This is a genomic window from Delftia sp. WSY_10 (genome assembly GCF_043104705.1).
Lineage (GTDB): Bacteria > Pseudomonadota > Gammaproteobacteria > Burkholderiales > Burkholderiaceae_C > Comamonas > Comamonas tsuruhatensis.
In genome coordinates this window covers 84,757-105,516 of the sequence record NZ_JBICKY010000052.1, presented here as the reverse complement: position 1 = coordinate 105,516, position 20,760 = coordinate 84,757, and the positions used below count along the sequence as shown (strand labels likewise).

Genomic DNA, 20,760 nt, shown 5'->3' with positions numbered 1-20,760 from the left:
GCTGGGGCGCGAACCCTGGGCGGGGGCGTGAAAAAGCCCGCCGACATGGATGACGACATTCTGAAGTTCACCAACGTGGCTGCAATGAGCAGATGCGCCTGCTCTGCAGCAAGACGGACCACGTGCCACAGGTCTTTCTGGGCAAGTTCAGTTTCTTCTGCGGCTTCCTCATAGGCGTCAACGACGACTTCATGCCCATGCTGACCACGCAGCCGCGTCTGAAAAAGACGTTGTCAAACCTGTAGGCACACATTCCAGACGCCATTTACGCGGCTGCACCCCCTACACAGGCGCGGTCTCGCCGTTATCCTTCATGGCAATCGAAAGACATGCATATGAACCAAGAGACAGCCCACATTGCCCAGCATGACGATGTCGCGCGCGGACATCGGTTCCCAAACGTCGTCTATCGGGGTGAGACGTGGGACTTGTCGCATCTGGACCCCTATGCTTTTCGGGCCGCGCTGAAACCTGATCTGACCGTCGACGTCCTGGTGCTCTTCTCGTGCCATTGCTTCACACATGACGAACAGGACGACGAGCGACCCTCGGTTCCTCGGGAAGAGATTTTCATGGAGGGAAACGTCCGCCGTGTCCTCAACCCCGAACGCTGGCGCCTCTCGCGAGAGCTGCTTCCCGGGCTTGAAGGGCACCTGCGTTGTCAGCACATCCGCGTGCTCGGAGGCGTCCAAGACAACTACGCGATCTTCACCGTCACCGATTCCGAGGGACAGACGGTCAACTACAGCATCTTCTTTGAAGTGATCAGAGACAAAAGCCGGAGAAAGCGGTTGTTGCTTCGCGTGCAATCGGCCTATGTCCTCGACAAGCCGACGCGAAGGCAGCAAAAGGCCCGGAAGGTCAACCTCGACGTGCTGCTGCTGGCGACCTACGAGGGGCGAAAGATCAGGCCTTGAAAAGACAACAGCCTCCCGAAGGAGGCTGTCGCATGCGAGGCTCTCTTTAATCCCACTCCAGGTGGGACCCGCGCCAGGGGGAGGTTGCGGGCGGCACCGGCACCATGTTCTCGCTTGTAGGTACCGGCCTTTGGTGCATCAATAGTAGCAGTAATTAACTGTCGTGACCACCGTGCCCGGGCACGCGTGTAGGGGGATACGGAAGTCCGACGCCCATCGGTCAAGAGTCCCAATGTACCGGCTTCGCACAGTCGTGGACGCAGTTCAGACGGGCCGCGTCCGCACCTCCGCCTGCCAGGGCGTCTGGCCTTCGAGCTGGATGCTCTGCCCCTTCGCCTGGCCGAAGTGGAGGTATTCGCCATCACGGAGCGCCGCGGCCCGATGCGAAAGCTGCTCGCGCAGTTCCTGGGGTTCGGTGCGCAGCCGGTTGATCACCAGCTTGCTGACCTTGATCTCGCGGCACGAGGGGCAGATGTAGTGGGTCCAGCTGTCGTACTGCTCCGAGAACGCCTCGGTGGTCTGGCCGCACAGCGGGCATGGGGATGGGTATGCGTTGGTGTTGCTCATGCCCCTACGGTACGGGGCCCGCGGGCGGCCGCGAACACCCTAGCCGGGGGAAGTTGAGACCACCGTTGCCCAGAAACGACGAAGCCCGCGCGGGGCGGGCTTTAGTCAGCAGCTACTTCTTCTCGCCATTACCGTTCGGGAAAAGCCCTCGTATGACTCCCAGGAAGGCAGCAAGCACGCTGACAGTTACTCCTGTCGTGACGGCGATGATCACCTTATCGCTCCACAGCGGATCACCACGCAAACCATTGACCAGACCGCTTGCGGAAAGCATACATGCCCAAGCAAACAAACAGACCTGGGCTAGGTTATACGCTTTGTCCGCGTACTTTTCTCTGAGGCTGCGATTCTGCTTTCTGTCCTCTATGGCCTGCTCGTCCATAGCGTCAGCCATCTTCGGTCCACCAGCTTTGCCGTCAGGCGGCTCGTCTTTTAGCGCCCCATCAGTCGGCTCATCTGCCCCAACGGGATCCTTCTCAGGAAAAGCATTTAACCAATCGTCTTCAGCGAAAACGCGGCTGTCAATTCCATCGAAGTTTCCAACCATGAGTGATCAAATGGTGGCGTCTTCTGCCATTTGCGCGTGCGTGATCGGGCTTCCGTCTGCAACGCCGTCTTCTAGGCCCATTGCCCAGGCAGAACCTGGTTGATGCGTGCGAGCAGATAGTGCTTGAGCACCAAGCGAGCCGTACCTACTAATAATTGCGTCCACCAGAGCCCAGGTCGACAAATCGTCTTCCGGTACTTTCGGCACGTGCATCTTGAACCCCGCCCCGTCTTCAGCCAGAGTGGTTGCCATAGTCGAAATGTCACGATATCCAAAGTCTTTGAACTCGTGATAAATCGACGGAATTACAGGTCCAAACTTCCAGCGTGCGAAGTTGTCATCGAGCAAGGGCGCACCTTTGACTTTGAGGTGCCACGCCTGCGCGTAGTACATAAGCTTCTGCAGCTTCATGGGCGACAGCCCGTTCAGCTTGCCCTCCAGCGACCTCTGAACGAATGCGTTGGCGATAGCGTAAGCAGAGTAAGCCATAGTCAACCTCCTTCCTTCGATAGCTGTATGAACATCCAGTGCTGTACGGAAAATTGTAGCAGTGCCCGGCCACTTATGGTATCGGCCGGGCAGCAAAAAGCTGGTCTTTCTACCAGCTTTCATGTGGTGGCCGGCCGCACGGGTTCAAGCCCGGGCGGTTACATTTGCGACCAGGAGGATCATCTGATGACAGCAAACCTGCGTTGCCCTCATTGCAAAGGGCAAAACGTTTTTGAGCGCCACATGGGAGCGAAGGTAGGCGGCGGGGTCGGCGCTGCCGCTGGCGCGGCAGGAGGGTATTCCGGCGCCTTTGGAGGAGCAGCGGCAGGACTTAAGGCGGGAGCTACCGTTGGAGCGTTTTTTGGCCCCGTGGGAGCATTCGCAGCAGGCGCCGCTGGTGCAGCAGCGGGCGGCATCATTGGTGCACTTACTGGGGCCACCATAGGGGGAGCGGTAGGTGTGAGCGCCGGGAAAGCGATCGAGGGCTCTGTATTCGACCGCTTTGAGTGCGAGGATTGTCGCCAGACATTTGATCGCGGCGCAAAAGACTGAAACAGGTTTTGAACGCCCCCTATGCGCACCCTCCTCATCCTCCCCGCTTTCCTGCTCTGCACCCCCGCCCTGGCCGCCAACATGGCCACGTGCCTGCTGGACAAGCTCCCGGGCACGCAGAACGATGTCGCAGCCCAGGCGGTGCTCCAGGTCTGCAGCGCTGAGCACCCGGGCGGGATTCAGGCCGTGCCCCAGGGAGATGGCCGGGGCATGCTGGGGTTCAAGTCCGGGCCAGAGTGCACAGCGAAGAAGGCGGGGGACACGCGCAGCAACAGGGCGGCGGAGCTGATTGGGATGGCTTGTCGGAGGCTGTATGACGAAGACGGCTGGTGGAAAAAGAACTCCATCCCCGTCAACTAGTTCTTCCGGTACTGCTGCCCGTCCGGTGCCGTGTATAGCGTCCCAGACGGCAATGCACTGAACTGTGCCTGACTCGTTACGGAGATAGGGCCGCCCTGTCCCATCGGCACCTGCTCCACCTGCCCCGTAGCCCTGTTGTGGCGGATGACGCTGCCCATGGAAGTGGAGCCGTCCAGGTTCTTGGTGGTCGGCGTCACCTTCACATCCCAATCACTGGGGGTCTGCGCGCCCTCGATATCCCGCATGTACTGCACCAGGCTGCGGCGCTTGGTTGGGTCCTGCTGCTGGGCCACCTGGTTGCGTGCTGCCTCCACCAGCCGGTTCGTGCGGTTGGTGTAGCCCTGTGTCTCGCGGTCCATGTCCAGGCGCTGCTGGGTCAGGCCGGCCTGCATGCCGGCACGCTGGTTCTGGCCCTGCTGCTCCATGGCGGCGCGCACCAGAGCATTGCCCTGGCGCACACCTTCGATCTGCATGGCGGGATCAGCCTGGCGCAGTGCGGCGTCAGTGCCCAGCGCGGCACGGTACCGCTGCATGTCCGGGCTGTTCTCCGCGCCACGGCCGCCGAAGCGCCGCGTGTTGGTGATGGAGCTGGCCGAGACCTCAGCATTGCGCAGCTCGTTGCGGGATTGCCAGTCGTTGCCGCTGTGGCGGATGCCTGCGGCTTGGACCAGAGGATTGCCCAGGGATGAGGACAGGCCGGGGGCGATGCCCTGCATCTGCGATCCTGGCGTTGCACCGCTGGGCAGCGAGTTCATGGTGCCGCCCGGGGGCTTTCCGTTGATGGTGATGTCGCCGCTGATACCTGCGGGGCCGCTGTAGCTGTTGCCGTCGCGCGTGATGTTGGCCGGGCCAGGAGGGGCGGCAGGTGCTGGCATGGGCGCAGCTGCGGAACCAGGGGAGCCCGGAGCGCCAGGCGCGCTCGCCTGCTGCTCCATCGCGGCGGCCACCAGCGGATTGGATTGGCGCGTGATCGAGCTGGCAGGCGCTGGACTCTGCGCGCCGGCAGCAGTCGCCAGCGCAGCACCGCCGCCCACCACGGGCGCATAGGGTGCAGCAGCCTGGGCGGCCTGGCCCAGCCCCGACATGGCCGGCTGCGATGCGCCGAAGGCTCGGGCAACCAGGCCAGTACCGCGCAGCGCTGCGCCAGGGATGCCGCCGGCACTGGGCAGCGCGGCCAGGTTGCGGCCGAAGTCGTTGTTCAGGGGATTGTTCTGGGAGCCGTCGGGAGTGGGCGCCTGCGGATTGCCGCCCACCGGAATCTGGTTGATCAGCGCGTCACGCCGCTGGGCTGCTTCGAGAAGAGGATTCGTTGCCATGAGTGTTCCTTGCGGAGTTGCTCATGACAGTGTGCGGATATGCTGTCGGCGCGTCGAACCCCAGTGGGGGCATTCACAAGAGAACCATCATGAAGGAGCACGAGGTGGAAGCAATAGAAATTAAGGAACTTGCTACGGAGTTTCGCAACGCCATAGAGTCCCTGCTTAAAAACCAGATTCCTTGTGAGATGAAAGACTTCCCATTAGGGGCATGTGGAGACGCTAGTCTGCTTTTGGGAGCGTATTTGTCCGACCAAGGAATTCTTGGATTCAAGTACGCAACTGGAAAGAGAAAGAAACCGAAAAGCTCTGCAGAAGATCACCATGGGTGGCTGATCCGCGAAGGCCTGGTTGTTGACATCACTGCCGACCAATTCGCAGATGCGCCGGCAGGTGTCATCGTGGAACACAACTCATCCTGGCACCAAAAATTCAAGCCTGATTTGCCGCCATCAGATGGGGATTTTAGAAATCGACTGTGCTCGGCCACCGCCTACCTTGCACCCACATACAGCAATATTTTGTCAGCGCTGCCTCGCCAACCCGGGAAGCAATAGGCAACCAGAGACGTTAAGCCAGCGGCCCCGGCACACCCACCTCGCGCGAGCGCACCCACTCCTCATTGCGCCCGCTGGCCTTGCGCCCGAACTCTGCTTCGAACTTGGCCAGGGCCACGGCGGCCTTGGCGTCGTTGTGCATGTCGGTGTCCTCTCGCCCGTAGGCTCGGTACAGCATCCAGTGCACCAGGGCGAAGTGCAGCTCCGGCCGGATCTCGGGCTTGTCCGTGCAGGCGCGCATGGGCTTGAGCGGTAGGCGCTGCACGGTCAGCCGCAGCTCACCGTCTGCTGCAGGCCTGGGCCACAGGTGCAGCTTGCCCGTGGTCATGCCGGCCACCAGGCGCTGCGGCACGTCTTGGCGCTCCTGGAACTGCCAGCCCGGGTGGTAGCAGTCCATCTCGTCCACGGAGATCTCGCCGACCTCCTGGCCGTTGATGAAGGCGCGCAGGATGCGCACCACCCTGCTGTCCAGGTCCACCGTCTCGGCGCCGGCCAAGAAGGCGATGCGGCACATCGGCGAGACCGAATCGCGCAGCAGCTGGCCACGGCGGCAGGCTTCGACCTGGGCCTCGTTGGCGTAGATGGTCAGCAGCTCATCGGTGCAGAAGACATCGCTGTCGCCACCGCCGACGGCCCGGCCCTGGTCGAGCGCGTCGGCCCGGTACTGCTTGATCAGGTCGTCGAGGGTCATGGTGTGTCTCGCGCTGCGATTACTGGCTTTCGGCCAGCACACCCTTCAGCCATGCACCGCCACGGGGGTTGCGGTCTTCGACGACGGTGAAGGGGTAGCGCAGGCCGTGGCGCTGACGCAGGTTGTTCATGGCCTCGCCCAGACGGTCATCCAGCTTCTGATCGAAGTCCGTGCGCTTGGCGCGTGCCAGGCGTTCCACGAACTTGCGCTTCACGGTCTGGGCCACGCCGCGGCGAAAGTATTGAGAAACGCCATTCACGCCCACCAGCACCATGTCCATGTCGTTCTCGTCGGTGGACTCATAGACCATGACCGTGACGGGCTCGTTCATGAAGGCTTCGAGCTCCAGCGCACCAGAGGGCAGCGGCTTGTCGACGACCTCGACGTCGCCTTGGCCGATCTCGCCGATCTGGACCGTGGACTCCTTGCCGAGGTATTGGTTGGTTGCATCCACTGCGGTGGTATTGCGTGCCATGCGTTTCTCCTGAAATGAGGGGGTTGCGCCCGGCACTGGGCCGGGCTTTGGTTCAGACCTGGGCGACGTAGTACAGCGTCTGGGACGCCACCACGGCCGCCAAGGTGGCGTTCTGGGAAACGCGGAAGCCGCGCGGGTCGGTCTTCACGCCAGCCGATGCGGACAGCGTGCGTGCGCCGTCAGCGGCGGCCTTGAAGGCCGAGTTCTCGGCCATTCCTGCATACCATTCGATGCAGACGCCGCTGGAGCTTTGCAGACGCACGTAGCGCGGCTTGAAGCCCACAGGGAAGAAGAGATCGTCACCGGCCACGATGGTGGTGGCGTCCAAGACGACCTTGCCCTGGGCAAAGCCAGGCGTGCCTTGGTCGTCCGAGCGGGTGCGGGTCTGGCCCGCAACGTTGTCAGCCATGATGTGCTCCTTGTCGATTCAATGGGTTGGAAGCGGGAGCGCTTTCGCGCCCCCGTGGCTTCAGGTCAGCGCAGAGACGCCGGCCTCGGCCACCGCCATCCAGCCCTCGTTGAGCAGCGTGCAATTCATGTAGAAACGCGTGCCCACGTAGCCGCGCTGGCCCAGCGGGTCGCTCTTGTCCTTCTGGCCGGCCGGGATGTAGGTGGGGTCCAGCGCGTTGTCCCCGCGCAGAGCCACTTGGCCCCATGCGTCTTCGCCCACCACGATGAACGGGTAGACGTCCACATTGGTGCCGCCCATGAGGCCGGTGCTTCCGATGGCCGCGCCAGCGTTGGCGTAGGGAGCCAGCTCGGGAGAAGTGATGAAGCGGAAGTTCTCCACGCTGCCCAGCTCGTAAGGGGACACCACCTTGCGGCTGCCGTACTCGGCCACGGGCGTGAAACCCACCAGATCGCGCACATCGGAATCAGCATCCGTATGCACGAACACCAGGTACGAGGCCTCGACGGGCGACGTGCTGATGTTGGGCGAAGGCGCCAGGATTCCGGTCACGCGCTTCGAGTGATTTGCCTGCAGGTTGCGGCTGATCTTGCGCAGCAAGTTCAGCGTGATCTTCCCGCTGACCGCATTGCGCGAGGAGCCGCCCGAATAGAAGGCGTTGGCGCAGCTCTTGATCACGCCGTAGCGGATCATCTCGCGCAGCAGGCCCACACGCTCGCCGCACTGCTTCTTCATCTCGGCGGGCACGTCGTCCTCGTAGGTGTCGGCCACACGGTTGGTCAGCTGGTACAGGCAGCCAAACTCGCGCAGCTTCACCTCGATATCCTGCGGCACCAGGGAGTCGGCCGAGGGCGTCACGCCTTCTTGAAGCTCGTGCGCGTTGACGCTCACCAGAGGACGGTTAATGGTGTTGAAGTCCGCCGCCGTCGCGCCGTACGGAAGGTAACGGCGATAGACGATGGTCTGGCCCACATTGCGCGGCATGGCGCTCTGCTTGCCAGTGATACCCAGGACTTCCACGCCGACGGCATGGCCCAGGATCTCACCCTTCAGTTTGCCGATTCGCTCGGCGGGATTTCCGGTCGTGAAGGTCACGATGTTCTCCTTTAGGCCTTATCGGCCAACCACCGACTTGAAGCCGGCAATGAATGCTTCCTGTTCGGTAGGCGCGGTCTGAGGGCGCGGCGCATTGCCGCTGGGCGTCACGGCAGCCTTGAGCCGCTGCTGACCCTTCGCGGCCTTGTCGGCGGCGGCGGTGCGTGCAGCGGTCCACTGGTCGTACTTGCCGATGACGGCGCCCAGGCTGTCAGCCGTGCCCGCTTGCGCGAACTCCTGCTGAGCCTGCTCCCCTTGAGAGGCGAGCCACAGGTTGAAGTCCTGCGAGTCCACCTTGTCGCGCCAGCCTGTGTGCATGCGGTCCATCACGGCCAGCTCCAGCGCTGCAGGGTCATGCTCGGCCGGGGCTGCGTGCTCACCACCCGTGGCCACGGGCTGCTGCACGGGAGCCGGCGGGGCTTCCTGGCGTGGTTGCTGGGGCGTGATGCCCAGGGCACGGACGTAGTTGGCAACGTCGGGATAGTCCTTCTCGAACTGCTGCAACTCCGGGGGCAGCTCGGGCGCCGGTGCTGGCGTCGGGGCTGCTGCGGGAGGCGGGGCTTGCAGGCGGCTGTTGAGTTCGCCGATCTTGCCGTTGGCCTTGCGCAGTTGCTGCTCGAGAGAGTCCACCTTGGCGGCGCTGCCCAGCAGGCGCTGCAGCTCGCTGCGCTTGTAACCCTCGAACACCACCGGGTCGTCCTCCGCAGTCGCCTGCCCCGGCTGGGCTTGCTGCGCCTCGGGAGCGGGCGGAGCGTCAGCGCCGTCCTGTGGTGCATCGCTGGCCTGAGGCGCTGCGGCTGAGGGCGCAGATGCGGGGGCTTCTGCAGGTGCCGGCGCGGGCGCTGCACCAGCCTCGGCCGTTGCATCCGAAGATGCTGCGGCGGGGGCCGGCGGCGGCTCCGTTCCGGTCACGCTGGCAAAGGCCTGCTCGAAAGCTGCCCGCTCCTGCGCCTGTTCCTGCTGTTGTTGCGGATCCATGCGTCATGCACTCCTGTGTTTCATGCCAAGGTCAGTAGCTCTCGCCACCAGCGTCGGCGGGTTGTGCCTGGGCTGACGGGGCCAGCGCAAGCAGTTCTTTCAAGGCCGCGATTCGCCCACGCAGTTCAGCGGTGCGCAGCGCGTCCATGGTTGGGCTGTCGTTCTTCTTGCGCAGGGTGTCGATCTGCGCGTTGGCATGGCGCTCGATGGCGCGCCACGTCGGTGAGGTGAAGTCGATGCCCTGGTTCGTCATGGCTTGCAGTGTCCAGAGGAACGCCCTCTGGAGCGAACCCTGGCCGGGGGTCAGCCCCGCGCGCCGTCAGCGGCCGGCGTCTCGATGCCCTGGCGCACGCCCAGCAGCGGGCTGTCGGGGCGCAGCGGCGTCAGCGGGTCGGTGTTGTTGGGCACGGCGCCAGGGTCTGGCTGCTGCTGGGGCGTGATCCATCCACCCTGCGGCACGATGGGGGCGGCGTCCTGGTCCTGGAAGCCCACCGACCTGGCCAAGCCATCGGCGAGCGTGGCCACGGTCGGGTTCATCGAAATGAGCTGGCCGGTCTGCACGCCGCTGTACAGCGTCTCCATGCCGGTGTTGGTGGCGTCGGCATCGGCCTTGCGGGCCTGTGCTGCCAGCAGCTGCGCCTTGGCCTGCACAGTCGGGTCCTGGCCCTGCTGGGCGCGCTGGGCCTTCTGCTCGTCCGTGTACTGGAAGTTGGTGGGGTCCAGGCGCTGGCCCTTGCACAGCTCGGCCGCCAGCTTGGCTGGGTCCAGCTCGTAGATGGGGTTGGCCGACACCTGCAGCAGCGTCATCAGGAACTGCTGCTGGGCGTCGCGCTCCACCAGGGCCGAGCTGGCGCGCACGTCGATCTGGAAATCGCCCTTGATGCTCTCGTCGTCCGAGTAGGTCATCATCCAGTCGAAATACCGCTGGATGTGGGGCCGGGTCATGTAGTCGTCGAACCGCTTGGCCAGGCGCCGCAGCACGCTGGTGGCGTTGTTGTTCTGCATCTGCATGCCGCCCAGGGTGTTGGGCGCATCGCCGCGGATGCCCTGCAGCATGGCCGGCATGCCCGTGGTGTCCTCGGCCATCTTCAGGGCTGTAGTGATGATGTTCAGCAGCGGTCCTTGAACAGACGGCACCACGAAGGCATTGAAGGCGCCGCGCACGTCGGACACATCCGCGCTGGCCTCAACACGCCAAATCTTGCCGGGACGCAACGACCAGACCCCATCCTCTGGAGTGATGCCATTGCCGATTACCACCTGGGGGGCAGATGACAGGCCGGCGTTGTCCAACATGCCACGCCAACCAGCATTGAGCACTCGTTGAGCTGTCCGGACTTGCCGGCTGACGCCCATTCCCCAGGGCAAGCCGGGGCGGCGCTGCCAGGCCAACACGTCATACGGGAACTCGCCGTCCTCCTGGGGGCTGAGCACGACCTTGACCAGGCGGTCGTTGATCATCACCGCCATCGTGGGCACGCGGTCCTCGTCGCCCTCCTCCAGCTCGATACCCATGCGCGCCAGGTGCTCGCGGGCGCAGTGGCCGTAGAAGATCCACATCTCGAACTCGTTCTCGCCCGGCCGGTAGACGGCTTCCGTGCCCTCGCGTGTGCGGGCAGGGCCTTCGCGCAGCACAGCCAGCAGTTCGGCGGTCTCGTAGGTGGGGTCGGCCAGCATCTCCTTGATCTGGCGCGGGCCGATGTGCTCGCGCTCCCAGGTATAGCTGCCGTTGTGGATGTTCTCCCCGCACGAAGGATCGGGAAAGAAATTCCAAAAATCAATGCGCTTGGAGCCAGGCTTCACCTCGTCCACCTTGACGAATTCGGTCAAGCCGGTGGCGGGATTCTTGTGCGTCATGCGCACAGTGCGGGGTACAGGGAACGGGCCCTTTAGCACGCCAGAGCCGATGCGCGCTGCGTCCTCAATGACCCGGCGCACCTCACCGTGCCAGTTGCTTTCCACCAGCGGGTCCTCGATAGCCTGTTGCATGCGCTCGGCGGCCTCCTTGGCTTTGGCCTGCTGCGCCTGCATTTGCGCCTGCGCAGCAGCAGGGTCATTCAGTCCCATGGCTTGGGCCAGCTGGGTGAGCTGCGCGGTGCTGAGCTGGGGGAGCGGCGTCGGCTTGATCTCCCAGGCCCGGTCATCGGTGGGCAGCAGCATGTCCGCCACGCGGGCGCTGGCCGCATCGACATACGAGCTTGTGATATTCACAAACACCACCGACCGGGCCGGGCCCTGCTGCTTGGGCTGGCCGCCGATGATGGCCGCCTTGCGGCTGCGGTACAGCTGGTTGGCGTTCTGGAAGTTGCGGTTGGCGTCGTCTATGCCCTGGTAGTGCTCCTCGTCCTCGGTCCATTCTTCCTCGATGCCGGAGCCGGCGCGGCCGGCAATGGCCTCGCGGCGCTTGGACAGGAGCGTCAGGACGAACTCGGCGCGCAGGTCGCGCTGGGGCTCGCCGCTGTCGTCGTGCTGCTGGGCCAGCAGGCCCCCATGGTTGGTGGTGGCTTGCATGTCAGTACCCTATCTCGTTGTCCAGTGGCTGCCAGGCCGAGGCTGCAGCGCGGGCCGGGGCCGGCCGCACGATGGCCTTGCGCTTCATCATCACGGCGTAGCGGGTGGCGCTCATCAGGTCGTCCTGCTTCTTGACGACCTTGCCGTCCTCGCGGTGGTACACGCGGAACTCGCTGAACCAGTCCTCCAGGTGTGCGAACACCTTGAGCCGGCCGGTCTGCATGCGCTGCAGCATCTCCATCAGCCCGGCCTCTACACCGTTGCTGCCATCCTCGAAGGTGGCGCGATCCTTGAGCATCCTCAGCCCGGCCTTCGCGTACTGGACGGCCAGCTGCTCGCCGCTGCCCTTGTCGTGTTGCAGGCCGTCGTGGGGCCAGGCCGTGGGCACCCAGTCGCCCCAGGCCTTGATGGTTGCGGCATGCAGGATGGGCGTGGCCTCCTTCTGGCGATGCCCCTGGATCACATAGAGGCAGTCGCTGTCTCGGTCCCAGGCCAGCTGCACGGCGGCCGTGGGGTGGTCCCAGCCGAAGTCCAGGCCGTTGATGCGTACCCAGTGGGCAGGGATCGGGAAAGGCTGCACCTTGATGCTGTCCTCTTCCACGGGGAAGATCCGGCCGCTGCCCAGCGTCGGGATGCCCTTGGAGCGCGCCTCCCGCTCGTGCGCCGGGTAGCTGGCGACGATGGACTGCTTCTGTTCCGGCGAGTAGTGGTCCACGTCCCAGATGGTCATGCTGGTGACGTGCCGGGCCTTGGCGCCCGGGTCGTCTGCCTCGGGCATCAGGAAGCGCATCACCACGTCCGACATGCCCAGCAGCGGGGTGAAGGTGGTCTGCGCGAACTGGCCGCGCTGGCCATTGTTGGTCCGGGTCAGGCCCTCGGCGTAGATGTCCTGCGGCGGCTCCTCGTCGAACCAGACGCCATCCACGGTGGGGCCCTGCCACTTCTCGCGGCCCTTTTCGTAGGACTTGAAGGCGATGATGGATTCGCCGGCCTGCACGTCGCCGCCACCGCCCCAGCGGATGACAGCACTGTCCAGCAGGTTGGCAACGCCAATGGCGCGTGTGGTGGCCTTGATGGCATCGCGCGGCACCATGCCCGTGCCCCAGGCATCCACCGTGGCCGGCGGCCCCAGCAACATGCGCTGAGGGTTGTCGCGCGTGGCTTCGCTGGTGACGGAGCCAGCCCAGAAGGTGACGGGCTTTTCAAAGGTGGCACCGTCCCACCAGTCCGGATACCGGCCCGTCAGGTGCATGGCCCACTCGGCGCCACCGGCCTTGGTCTTGCCGAGCTGGTTTCCGGCCATGAACAGGCGCTCGCTGAACGACGCGCCAGCACGGTGAAACTCTCGCTGCTTGCCGTAGGGGCCGTACTGGTCCAGCTGCCGCGCCGCCAGTTCCCGCTCGATCATGGCCAGCATGGCGGCCTGCTTCTCGGGAGAGAGGTTCATGCGCGCGCCCTCACGGCATCGCGCATGGCCAGCAGCTCGGCCGTGGTCACGCTCTCCATGCCCTTGGCGGGTGGCTCGGGCATCTCGTCGCGGATGCCATAGGCCTGGCGCTCCAGCCCGATGAGCACGCGCAGGGATTCGGACAGGGAGCGCATGGTGCTACTGCGGTTCGCCAGGCTGGAGGCCTTGCCCGCCGCCTCGGCCAGCTTGCCGCGCTGCTCCTTGGTCAGTTCCTCGGCCGGGGCGCTGCGCAGGATGGCGGCCACATCGCTCAGCAGCTTCGGGCTCGCGCTCTGCTGCTCCAGCTCATCCATGAGGCCCATACAGATGCGCCGGCACCGCACGATGTCGCCACGCTCGGCCAGCCGCACAGCCGCCTGAGTCGTTGCAGCGGCGTCCACCGTCTCCCGCTCTGCCGCTGGAGACGCATTGTTAACCGGGGTGTTAACCAGGGCCGCGTTAACCAGAGCATCGGCCTTGGATTGGATCTTTGCGGTGAGGTCTCGCGTCCATCCCAGCTTCTTGGCGCGCTTGGAGATGTTGACGTGGCTGGTGCCCGAGCCCTCGGCGATTTCGCGCAGGCTCTTGATGCCAGCCCGGTAGTCCAGCTCTATGCGCTCCCAGTCAGGGGAGCGGGGGCCGGGGGCTTGATCGGGATGCGGTGAAGATGGCATGCCCGGAGTCTCCCGGGCGCGTGTCTTTTAGGCGAACCCTAGGCGGGTGACACCTTAACCTTCGCCATATTTTTAAAGCTCTCCGCACTCATTTTTGGAAGTGAAACTGCCCTGAGAATGCTGGCCTGTGCTGACAGAAGCATTTTCTCAGCTTCAAGTTTATTATCTCCTTTCGAAGATGAGCCAATGCTCGCGCTCCACTTATAAATGTAATCCGTCGCACTCAGAAATGCTTCTCTGGCTTCGCCGTCAACGTAAACGAAGTTCTCGTATAGCCATTGTTCTCCATCGATTGTGAATCTCTCCATATCCTCAGTAATTCCACATGTCACGGAGAGAGAAATACTTCTCCAGTGGTTAAACAGTTCCTGATGAACGCTCAAGCGCTTTTCAGCAGCGACCATCGCCAAAGAATTGTGCGTCTTGAGATTCTCCAACCTGTGACTGAAATCCTCTTTTGCGGCCTCCACCTCTTTCGTAATGTCTCGAATGTCTTCCTTCGTTGCTAGATTCTCACCCTTCTTGCTCGTATAGCTTGTCAGGTAGTTCTTGCTCAACCAAAAAAGAAATCCAAGGAATGGCACGCCCCATACAGCCATTCCAAGACCAGTAACGAACCACTCCGCAACAACGTTCTGCATTGAATCCTCCTTGAATGGCGAGGATGCTACTGGATCATGGAACCCGCCAGCAGGTCCATCTGCGGGCTGGGCTCCACCCTGCGCCCCTCCAGCGCCTTGAGCTTGCCCTCCAGCTCCTTGATGCGGGCGGACATCTCGCGGCGCTGGGCGGCCTGCTGCAGTTGGATTTCCTGGGCCAGCATGCCGACGTCGTGCTGCAGCTGCAGGTTGCTGTGCTGCATGGCGTTGCCCTGAAGGCGAATTGCGATGTTGCGCAGTTCGCGGGGCCAGACCCGCAGTTCCTGGTCGCCGACCTCGATCAGGGTCATGCCGTCTTCCAGATCGGTGATGGACACCGGGCGTGGCGCCCCGGGGCCCTTGACCAGCTCGTACACGCCATCGGTGGTCCGCCGCAGGATGCCCTCGACGTCGATCATCCGAGAGACGTGGTCGTCGATGATGTGATAGCTCTTGCCGGTCAGGTCCATGAGCCGCTGGCGGGTGATGTTCTGGCCGAGATGCGCCATCTCCAGGATGTGATCCCAGATGATTTCGCGTGTGGTGCGTTCGTCGTGCTGTGGCGTGGTGGTGGTCATGGCGTTCTCCGGCTAAACTGCGATTGCTCAGGTCACAGGACCGGGATCGCCCGCCTCGCGCGGGCTTTCCTTTATCCGGGCCGGATCTGCCGGAACTTCAGCATCTCCTTCATCGACCAGTGCGCGGCCTCCACTGCGATGCCGTTGCGGTCGATCTCCAGCAGCTGGTCGAACACCTGGGCAGCTTGCAGCGCGATTTCCAGCTCTGACTGCGTCAGCTGCACCTTCCCCCAGCGTGCCCAGCGGGCGCACACTGGTTCGTACAGCTCCATCTGCGCGTTGACGGCTTGGGCGGCCTCCTCGGTCAGCGGCTCTCCATCCTGCTGGAGCAGCCACATCATTCGGCTGTAGGTCGTGCCGGTCTCGATCCAGTCAAGGAGGTGCGCATAGGTGGCGCCGCCCTGGGCGATGGTCTGCAGAAGGTCGTGGTGCACGAGCTTGGCTTCAACCTTCGTGGACTCGGCCAACTTGGGCCGCCAGAACTTCGGCAGTGGGGCCGGCGCGCGGTGTTGGTGGTGGCGCTTCATCCCAGCAGTCCTCCGTAGGTCTTCCACAGGCAGGCGCCCAGGCAGAAACCGAACATGCCGCCGCGCACCCATTCGTTCATCCGAGGGCTGGCCAGCACCAACATCAGCAGCAGGTAGTACTCGGCCTGGCTCATCGCTCGAACCCTCCCATGAACGACTCCATGCAGGCCCAGCGCTGGTGCACGTCCAGGGCGGGCCAGAGGACTGCCTGGGCGTGGCCTGTCCAGAGGAATGCATCGATCTCGCGCTGCAGCTCGCAGAAGCCGGCCTCGTCCATGGCTTCGAAGTCCATGCTCTTGGGGATCGCGTTGGGCTTGCCGTCCAGCCCGGGCACGAAATCACAGTGGCCGGCGCCCATCAGCAGCCAGTGGCGCAGCTTCGTGGTGTCGTCGAAGGCCTCGGTCTGGTCCAGCAGGCGGTTGAGCTTCAGGAAGAAAAAACGGTGGTGCTCCGGGCACCTGGGCAGCCAGAAGGAGAAACCCAGGGTCTCGCCCGGAGCCAGCTCCGTGATGGCGCGGCGGAACTTGGCGTAGGCACGCTGGGCGGCCGGATCCTTGCCGCAGAGCTTGCCCTGCTGGTCTTTGGTGAGGACGAGTTTGGTCATGAAGCCTCCCCATGCTGCTCCAGCAGCCCGTGCTCAACGATGCGCAGCGCGCCGATGGCGGCGGCGAGCGGGATCTGGCCGGCGTACTCGCGCAGGCAGTCGTTCAGGTCCTGGACCAGCTCCTCGATCTGGGGATAGGGCCGGCCGCCGAAGGTGGCGCGCACCAGGTTGTCGGTGGGATGGGTCATGCTTCTTCGCTCCAGAGTGGCAGGCGCGCGGGCCAGAGGCCACGCTGTTGGATCGTGTGACGGGTGATGCGGCCCCATTCCTGGCCGTAGGCGCGGTGCACTTCCCTGCCGCCTTCGACCAGCCTGTACTGGTCATAAGCGGAATGGCAGCCCTCGATGCCCGGCCGGGTGCAGCACAGCGGGAAGCCGGTGCGGTCGTCGGTCTTGAGCGCGAAGCCCTTGCCCAGGTTGAGGTGGGCATGCTGGCTCTGGCCTTCGATGCCGCAGGAGATGCATGGCAGGCTGGCCACGGCGCGGCGGTAGGCCTCGCAGGTCAGGATCTCGGCCTTGGGCACGGCCTGGCCGGTGGTGGCCGGGCCCATGGCCACGACGCTGGCGCAAGCCATGCCGGCCGTGGCGCGGGCGCTGGTCATGGCGCGGGCCGCCCGCTGCGCCAGGCGCTCGTCGCGGTCCTGCGCTGGCGCGGCGGCGGGCCGGCGGCCGAAGGGGCGACTGGTCAGCGCGGGCATGAGGACTCCTTCGCGCCAGCGGCTTCAAGCTGCTCGATGCGCTGCTCCAGCGCAGCGATCCTCTTGCGAGCCTCGCTCAGCAGGCCCATCTGCTCCCGATCCCAACGGAGCATCGCGCGCAACGCGGCCGCGGCCTTCTTCGCCGTGTCCTTGTGGATCTCGCAGTGGTTGGCCCACATCGGATCGGCGGCGGCCATCTCCAGCGCCTGGGCGGAGATGAGCGCGGTGGGTTTGCCGTACCTGCTCATGCCAGCGCTCCCAGCAGGTCGATCTTCCCCCAGTGGGCCAGCAGCACGGCCTCGGCGCGGTTGTGGTCCTTCTGGCGCTTCAGCTCGGGCAGCTCGCCGTACAGGCCGCGCGCCGTCTCCAGCGCTTCCTTCTTGTCGCTGCCCAGGCCGTAGCGGCGCTTCCACCGCTGGGGCGCCACGTACTCCACGGGGAAGCGCAGGCACTCCAGCACCGTCTCGATGGCGCCCAGGCTGCGCATCAGGCTGCCCTGCGTCTGCACGGCGTTGTTGGCCCCGCCCATGGTGTTGACCTGCTCCAGGATCACCTGAGGCTTGGCCGCGTCGGCCGGGCAGTGCTTGAGCAGCAGGCTGCACAGCGCGCGGCTGTCGATCTTGCGCTTCACGAGCGCCTTGGGGCCGGCGCCCGGCACGGGCATGGTGGGCAGGTCGAACACGGCGCGCACGCCCTGGTGGTCGATCACTGCGCAGGCGCCGGTGAGGCCTGGGTCAATTCCGATGATGATGGTCATGGAGGTCTCTTTCACTCGGTGGCGTTGGGGGTGGCGCGAACGAAGCGGAGCTTTCCGCAGGCGTTGGTCTCGACCAGGCCATGCCGACGAAGAGCGTTGAGGTGCGTGCACGCGGCGTTGGCCGAGGCCCAGCCGAAGTGCTTGGCGATGAATTCAGCCGGCGGCAGCTGGTCGTTGGCGGCGAAGAACTCGCGCATGAAGGCCAGCACCTGCAGGCTGCGTTCGGATGGCGCCCTCATGCGGCACCCCGCGACAGGGCGAAGTGGAAGACGCCGAACTTGTCCGGGCCACGGCCTTCGGGGCGGACCTTGCCGGCGCGCACAGCTGCTTCGGCCTGGCCCTGATTGACCGGGCTCTGCAGGCCAGCCTTCACGGCGTAGAAGCCGAAGCCCTCGCGGTAGCGCAGCACGGCGCCGTTCTTGAGCATCTGGATCAGGCCCATGGCTGCTCTCCGGCGTCCAGCTCGTCCTCGCCGGCATTGGCGCGGCTCAGGAAGTACGCCAGCGCGGCGTCGGGCGTGGCCGAGTACTGCACCAGCTCGGCCAGCCGCTGCAGGGTGGCCTGCTTGCTGCCCACGGGAAAGCGGATGGAGCACGTGCGCTGCTGGATGAACTCGTAGACGGTGAGCACGTCCACTGGCAGATCCTTGCCGTCCAACACACGGATGGCGAAGCGGATGCAGTGGCCCAGCTCGGTCTCCATGTGGGCGCAGTGCAGCGCCTCCATCACGGGGCCGGGCGTGGCCTTGGCCAGGAGCACGGCGCCCAGGGCGCGCAGCTCGGTACTGTGGATGGGGATGATCATCTCGGATGGTCCTCTCAAAATTGCTCGTTTGCTTCCCGGCCCAGCGCCTCGCGGGCGAAGCGCAGGCGGATTGCGGAGACCTTCCGGCCGCGCTGTGCTTCAGCCAAGATGTCGCGCGCCCACTGCTTCGGGTCGCGCGCCGCGCCGGCGGAAAGCGCATCGCGCAGGTTCTGCAACATGGCGACGTGGCGGCCGCTGGGGTTCGGGGTGTTGCTCATGCAACTGCCTGTGGCCTTCCTGCGGGCAGCAGGCCGGCGGGAGCGGCCTCGATGGCCTCCAGCGGCTGGTAGCTGATCGCCGTCTTGCCTGCCGCGTTGCCCTGCAGGTACACGCGCTTGGCGCGGGCGGCATCGCCCACCAGCGCAGGTGCCGGCAGGCGCAGGCCGTGCTTCTCGTACTCGCTGTCGGGGCTGCGGTCGCCCATGAGCCGACGCGGGAACTCGAACTGGCCCCGGCCGGTGTAGGCCCGGTGCGACTCAGTGAAGCGGTGCTGCAGGTAGGACAGCTCCTTGAGGTCCATTCGGCAGACCTTGGGCCAGCCGCCCAGGTCCTCGATGACGGCATGGATGGCCGGGTCATCGAACACGACGTCGGTGTACGCGCCAACAGAGCTCATGGCCTCGTGCACCTTGCCCCACGCCAGCGCAGCGCGGTCAGTGGCAGTGCCCTGCAGGATGCGCGCCAGGTCGGCCACCTTCGGGGCGAACTGGCCGCGCTCGGGGTCGGTGCAGTGCCGCTGCATGGCAGTGCGGATCTGCTCCAGATCGAAGCCCTGGCAGGCGTTCCACCACAGGTCCAGCACGAAGCGGCTGGCGTCCTGGCGGTAGTACGCCAGCACGTCGGTCACGAGTTGCCCGAAGGTCGGTCGGTCAGCTGCCTGCATGGTCATCTCCTCCGGCCGCCCAGGCGTCGGCCACGTTGCGGTTGCGGGTCTCCAGCGCCTCCTGGCGGTTGGGCTGGCGACGTTCGCCGGCAGTGCCCTGGCACGCGGCTTTGAGGTACGAAACGGGGTCGGCCGGACGGGTCACCACGGCAGCGCGGACTGCCTCCACGACCACGGCGTCGCCGTAGTCCTTGACCAGCTTTCCAACGAAGGACCCGCACTGCGCAGCAGGCATTCCGGCCTGTGCCAGCAGCGACTTGCCGGCCTTCCACAGCTCATCTCGGGCCATGTCGCCTGGCGAGGTGGCGGCTTGTCCGCCCGTTCCGTCAGGAACGGAATTAAGAGAAGTTGAAGAAGAAGATGAAGAAGAAGGGGGGGGTTCTTCGAAACCAGGAAGGGGGGTATTTCCGTTTCCAGTAAGGGGGGTTTCAGAACCCCCCTTCGGTTGAGAAGGACGCCCCCCTTTCTTTCCATGGGAAGCCCCCTTCGCTCCGTGTTCTGCGCCAGTCTTTCCACCTGCAGCACGGGCGTTTCGGGTGGTCTCGTCCTGCACCATGCGCTTGGAGAACAACGCCCCTTCTTCGGTGCGGCGGGCCACTCCAGCATCCAGCAGTTCGGAGACCAGGCCCTCGCATTCCTTCACGGAAAGACCGACCTGGCGGCCCAGCTGCGCGGTGTTCATGGGGCGGCCGTTGACCATCAGGTGGCCGTAGGGCTCGCATTCGTGTGCGATGCACATGGCGTTGATCCACAGGCCTTGGGCGGCCATGGAGCACGACTGCAGCTCGACATCCTTGCGCCAGTCCGCGGGGTAGAACTGGAACGCAGGACGCTTGGTTTTCTCGGTAGTTTCAGTCACTGCGCGCGCCCTTCATAGGCGGCAGCGAAGGCCTGGCCAGCGGTAGATTCCACGGGCCAGGGGCATGCCTGCTCCAGGGGCTGGCCAGCGGCGCGCGCGGCAGCCGCCAGGGTCTTGATGCGGTCGAGGCTGACGACTTCAGACATTGCCGCCATCCTCGCCCCGGAGAGCCGATGCCACAGCGAAAGGATTCACGGGCACGTTCGCCATGGTCATACTGGACTCATGCCAACGCTTCAAAGCCCAGCTGGTCAGGATCTGGCGGATCACATCGCCCCGGCTTGCATCGCTATCGCCGCTGTACAGGACTTCGATGTGCGCCTGGATCACGTCCAGGGTGAACTTGCGCACCGAGGCGCGAACTTCCATGAGCTCGACCTCGGGCTGGCCGGCGCGCGGGCGGTAGGAAACGATCTCGAAAGGGTTCTCCGGCGTCAGGCGCAGGTCCATGTCGGACTGGCGCCAACGCAGGTCGGCCCACGGGTCCAGGATCTCGTTGATGACCTGGTTCACGCTGCAGCGGGGCTCGCCCGAGCGCACGCGGATTCGCATCGCCGAGTCAAGCATCTGGTAGGTGAACACCGGCAGGTTCATGCGCAGGTTCGTGAATTCCAGGTCTGGGTTGCGGCCCCGGGCGTGTTGAGGTGGCAGGTGGTCGTAGTTCATGTCTTTGTCCTGGTGGCTGTGGTGGTCGTGGAGGACGAGGCCCTGGACGACGAATGGGACGTCAGCCGCAGGGAGCTGGATGCGTTGCTGTATGGGCTGGCACGGCGGCGGGCCGGCAGCGAAGGGGTGCCCGCCACCTCCCGGGGCAGAATGGAAGTTCCT

At 64.7% G+C, this 20,760-nt stretch carries 34 protein-coding genes; 4 read left to right on the top strand and 30 right to left on the bottom strand.

What is annotated here, in order from left to right; translation table 11 throughout:
• The first annotated feature begins 92 nt into the window (after positions 1–92).
• Complete coding sequence (locus ACF8ML_RS20430; protein WP_392407816.1) at positions 93–245, top strand: hypothetical protein; 153 nt, start codon at positions 93–95, stop codon at positions 243–245.
• 90 nt (positions 246–335) lie between these two features.
• Positions 336–917, top strand: a complete 582-nt coding sequence (locus tag ACF8ML_RS20425; RefSeq protein ID WP_392407815.1) for a hypothetical protein — start codon at positions 336–338, stop codon at positions 915–917.
• A 264-nt stretch (positions 918–1,181) separates the two neighbouring features.
• On the opposite strand, the gene ACF8ML_RS20420 is transcribed toward ACF8ML_RS20425, so the two are convergent.
• From ACF8ML_RS20420 to ACF8ML_RS20410, 3 genes are all read right to left on the bottom strand, one after another.
• Positions 1,182–1,484, bottom strand: a complete 303-nt coding sequence (locus tag ACF8ML_RS20420; RefSeq protein WP_392407814.1) for a hypothetical protein — start codon at positions 1,482–1,484, stop codon at positions 1,182–1,184.
• 112 nt (positions 1,485–1,596) lie between these two features.
• The gene (locus ACF8ML_RS20415) at positions 1,597–2,031 is read right to left on the bottom strand and encodes a hypothetical protein (protein ID WP_392407813.1); all 435 of its coding nucleotides are present in this window, start codon (positions 2,029–2,031) and stop codon (positions 1,597–1,599) included.
• Between the two features lie 6 nt (positions 2,032–2,037).
• Positions 2,038–2,520 (bottom strand): Panacea domain-containing protein, encoded by a 483-nt coding sequence (locus ACF8ML_RS20410; protein WP_392407812.1) that lies wholly within the window; start codon positions 2,518–2,520, stop codon positions 2,038–2,040.
• A 573-nt stretch (positions 2,521–3,093) separates the two neighbouring features.
• Between ACF8ML_RS20410 and ACF8ML_RS20405 the strand changes: the two genes are divergently transcribed.
• Complete coding sequence (locus ACF8ML_RS20405; RefSeq protein ID WP_392407811.1) at positions 3,094–3,432, top strand: hypothetical protein; 339 nt, start codon at positions 3,094–3,096, stop codon at positions 3,430–3,432.
• Here the strand turns inward: ACF8ML_RS20405 and ACF8ML_RS20400 are convergent.
• Positions 3,429–4,748 carry a hypothetical protein gene (locus ACF8ML_RS20400; RefSeq protein WP_392407810.1) on the bottom strand — a complete coding sequence of 440 codons (1,320 nt, stop codon included), beginning with the start codon at positions 4,746–4,748 and terminating at the stop codon, positions 3,429–3,431. The genes ACF8ML_RS20405 and ACF8ML_RS20400 overlap by 4 nt on opposite strands.
• An 89-nt stretch (positions 4,749–4,837) precedes the next feature.
• Between ACF8ML_RS20400 and ACF8ML_RS20395 the strand changes: the two genes are divergently transcribed.
• Positions 4,838–5,305: a hypothetical protein gene (locus ACF8ML_RS20395; RefSeq protein ID WP_392407809.1), complete on the top strand. Its 468-nt coding sequence runs from the start codon at positions 4,838–4,840 to the stop codon at positions 5,303–5,305.
• Positions 5,306–5,318: 13 nt separating this feature from the next.
• Here ACF8ML_RS20395 and ACF8ML_RS20390 read toward each other — a convergent pair whose 3' ends face one another.
• The 26 genes from ACF8ML_RS20390 to ACF8ML_RS20265 all read right to left on the bottom strand — a co-directional run bounded on the left by ACF8ML_RS20390 (position 5,319) and on the right by ACF8ML_RS20265 (position 20,598).
• A complete protein-coding gene (locus ACF8ML_RS20390) occupies positions 5,319–5,996 on the bottom strand; it encodes a DUF6682 family protein (protein WP_392407808.1) in 678 nt (225 codons plus the stop codon).
• A gap of 19 nt (positions 5,997–6,015) precedes the next feature.
• Positions 6,016–6,471: a hypothetical protein gene (locus ACF8ML_RS20385; RefSeq protein WP_279994688.1), complete on the bottom strand. Its 456-nt coding sequence runs from the start codon at positions 6,469–6,471 to the stop codon at positions 6,016–6,018.
• A gap of 52 nt (positions 6,472–6,523) precedes the next feature.
• On the bottom strand, positions 6,524–6,880 hold the full coding sequence (locus ACF8ML_RS20380) for a hypothetical protein (RefSeq protein WP_016449980.1): 357 nt from the start codon (positions 6,878–6,880) through the stop codon (positions 6,524–6,526).
• Between the two features lie 60 nt (positions 6,881–6,940).
• The gene (locus tag ACF8ML_RS20375) at positions 6,941–7,975 is read right to left on the bottom strand and encodes a N4-gp56 family major capsid protein (protein WP_392407807.1); all 1,035 of its coding nucleotides are present in this window, start codon (positions 7,973–7,975) and stop codon (positions 6,941–6,943) included.
• 18 nt (positions 7,976–7,993) lie between these two features.
• Positions 7,994–8,953 (bottom strand): hypothetical protein, encoded by a 960-nt coding sequence (locus ACF8ML_RS20370; protein ID WP_392407806.1) that lies wholly within the window; start codon positions 8,951–8,953, stop codon positions 7,994–7,996.
• Positions 8,954–8,984: 31 nt separating this feature from the next.
• Positions 8,985–9,206, bottom strand: a complete 222-nt coding sequence (locus ACF8ML_RS20365) for a hypothetical protein (RefSeq protein WP_392407805.1) — start codon at positions 9,204–9,206, stop codon at positions 8,985–8,987.
• A gap of 50 nt (positions 9,207–9,256) precedes the next feature.
• Positions 9,257–11,464 carry a hypothetical protein gene (locus ACF8ML_RS20360; RefSeq protein WP_392407804.1) on the bottom strand — a complete coding sequence of 736 codons (2,208 nt, stop codon included), beginning with the start codon at positions 11,462–11,464 and terminating at the stop codon, positions 9,257–9,259.
• Position 11,465: 1 nt separating this feature from the next.
• Positions 11,466–12,911: a terminase large subunit domain-containing protein gene (locus ACF8ML_RS20355; protein WP_392407803.1), complete on the bottom strand. Its 1,446-nt coding sequence runs from the start codon at positions 12,909–12,911 to the stop codon at positions 11,466–11,468.
• Positions 12,908–13,585 (bottom strand): hypothetical protein, encoded by a 678-nt coding sequence (locus ACF8ML_RS20350; protein ID WP_392407802.1) that lies wholly within the window; start codon positions 13,583–13,585, stop codon positions 12,908–12,910. The genes ACF8ML_RS20355 and ACF8ML_RS20350 overlap by 4 nt, the downstream gene beginning before the upstream one ends.
• A gap of 38 nt (positions 13,586–13,623) precedes the next feature.
• The gene (locus ACF8ML_RS20345) at positions 13,624–14,226 is read right to left on the bottom strand and encodes a hypothetical protein (RefSeq protein WP_392407801.1); all 603 of its coding nucleotides are present in this window, start codon (positions 14,224–14,226) and stop codon (positions 13,624–13,626) included.
• 26 nt (positions 14,227–14,252) lie between these two features.
• The gene (locus ACF8ML_RS20340) at positions 14,253–14,801 is read right to left on the bottom strand and encodes a hypothetical protein (RefSeq protein WP_392407800.1); all 549 of its coding nucleotides are present in this window, start codon (positions 14,799–14,801) and stop codon (positions 14,253–14,255) included.
• Positions 14,802–14,872: 71 nt separating this feature from the next.
• On the bottom strand, positions 14,873–15,328 hold the full coding sequence (locus ACF8ML_RS20335; protein ID WP_392407799.1) for a hypothetical protein: 456 nt from the start codon (positions 15,326–15,328) through the stop codon (positions 14,873–14,875).
• Positions 15,325–15,462: a hypothetical protein gene (locus tag ACF8ML_RS20330; protein WP_392407797.1), complete on the bottom strand. Its 138-nt coding sequence runs from the start codon at positions 15,460–15,462 to the stop codon at positions 15,325–15,327. The genes ACF8ML_RS20335 and ACF8ML_RS20330 overlap by 4 nt, the downstream gene beginning before the upstream one ends.
• Entirely contained in the window at positions 15,459–15,932 is a 474-nt protein-coding gene (locus tag ACF8ML_RS20325; RefSeq protein WP_392407796.1) for a hypothetical protein, read from the bottom strand. The genes ACF8ML_RS20330 and ACF8ML_RS20325 overlap by 4 nt, the downstream gene beginning before the upstream one ends.
• A complete protein-coding gene (locus ACF8ML_RS20320; RefSeq protein WP_310636038.1) occupies positions 15,929–16,120 on the bottom strand; it encodes a hypothetical protein in 192 nt (63 codons plus the stop codon). The genes ACF8ML_RS20325 and ACF8ML_RS20320 overlap by 4 nt, the downstream gene beginning before the upstream one ends.
• Positions 16,117–16,629 (bottom strand): hypothetical protein, encoded by a 513-nt coding sequence (locus tag ACF8ML_RS20315; RefSeq protein WP_392407795.1) that lies wholly within the window; start codon positions 16,627–16,629, stop codon positions 16,117–16,119. Before ACF8ML_RS20315 ends, ACF8ML_RS20320 begins: the two co-directional genes overlap by 4 nt.
• Positions 16,617–16,877, bottom strand: coding sequence for a hypothetical protein (locus tag ACF8ML_RS20310; protein ID WP_392407794.1), 261 nt, complete (start codon positions 16,875–16,877; stop codon positions 16,617–16,619). The genes ACF8ML_RS20315 and ACF8ML_RS20310 overlap by 13 nt, the downstream gene beginning before the upstream one ends.
• On the bottom strand, positions 16,874–17,386 hold the full coding sequence (locus ACF8ML_RS20305) for a hypothetical protein (protein ID WP_392407793.1): 513 nt from the start codon (positions 17,384–17,386) through the stop codon (positions 16,874–16,876). The genes ACF8ML_RS20310 and ACF8ML_RS20305 overlap by 4 nt, the downstream gene beginning before the upstream one ends.
• Positions 17,387–17,397: 11 nt before the next feature.
• Positions 17,398–17,625: a hypothetical protein gene (locus ACF8ML_RS20300; RefSeq protein WP_392407792.1), complete on the bottom strand. Its 228-nt coding sequence runs from the start codon at positions 17,623–17,625 to the stop codon at positions 17,398–17,400.
• Positions 17,622–17,828, bottom strand: a complete 207-nt coding sequence (locus ACF8ML_RS20295; protein WP_392407791.1) for a hypothetical protein — start codon at positions 17,826–17,828, stop codon at positions 17,622–17,624. Before ACF8ML_RS20295 ends, ACF8ML_RS20300 begins: the two co-directional genes overlap by 4 nt.
• On the bottom strand, positions 17,819–18,190 hold the full coding sequence (locus tag ACF8ML_RS20290; RefSeq protein WP_392407790.1) for a hypothetical protein: 372 nt from the start codon (positions 18,188–18,190) through the stop codon (positions 17,819–17,821). The genes ACF8ML_RS20295 and ACF8ML_RS20290 overlap by 10 nt, the downstream gene beginning before the upstream one ends.
• 14 nt (positions 18,191–18,204) lie before the next feature.
• Positions 18,205–18,408 (bottom strand): hypothetical protein, encoded by a 204-nt coding sequence (locus ACF8ML_RS20285; protein ID WP_088164599.1) that lies wholly within the window; start codon positions 18,406–18,408, stop codon positions 18,205–18,207.
• On the bottom strand, positions 18,405–19,073 hold the full coding sequence (locus ACF8ML_RS20280) for a DUF6475 domain-containing protein (RefSeq protein WP_392407789.1): 669 nt from the start codon (positions 19,071–19,073) through the stop codon (positions 18,405–18,407). The genes ACF8ML_RS20285 and ACF8ML_RS20280 overlap by 4 nt, the downstream gene beginning before the upstream one ends.
• Positions 19,060–19,932 (bottom strand): hypothetical protein, encoded by an 873-nt coding sequence (locus tag ACF8ML_RS20275; RefSeq protein ID WP_392407788.1) that lies wholly within the window; start codon positions 19,930–19,932, stop codon positions 19,060–19,062. Before ACF8ML_RS20275 ends, ACF8ML_RS20280 begins: the two co-directional genes overlap by 14 nt.
• The gene (locus tag ACF8ML_RS20270; RefSeq protein ID WP_392407786.1) at positions 19,929–20,078 is read right to left on the bottom strand and encodes a hypothetical protein; all 150 of its coding nucleotides are present in this window, start codon (positions 20,076–20,078) and stop codon (positions 19,929–19,931) included. Before ACF8ML_RS20270 ends, ACF8ML_RS20275 begins: the two co-directional genes overlap by 4 nt.
• Positions 20,071–20,598 (bottom strand): hypothetical protein, encoded by a 528-nt coding sequence (locus ACF8ML_RS20265; protein WP_392407785.1) that lies wholly within the window; start codon positions 20,596–20,598, stop codon positions 20,071–20,073. Before ACF8ML_RS20265 ends, ACF8ML_RS20270 begins: the two co-directional genes overlap by 8 nt.
• Between the last annotated feature and the right edge of the window lie 162 nt (positions 20,599–20,760).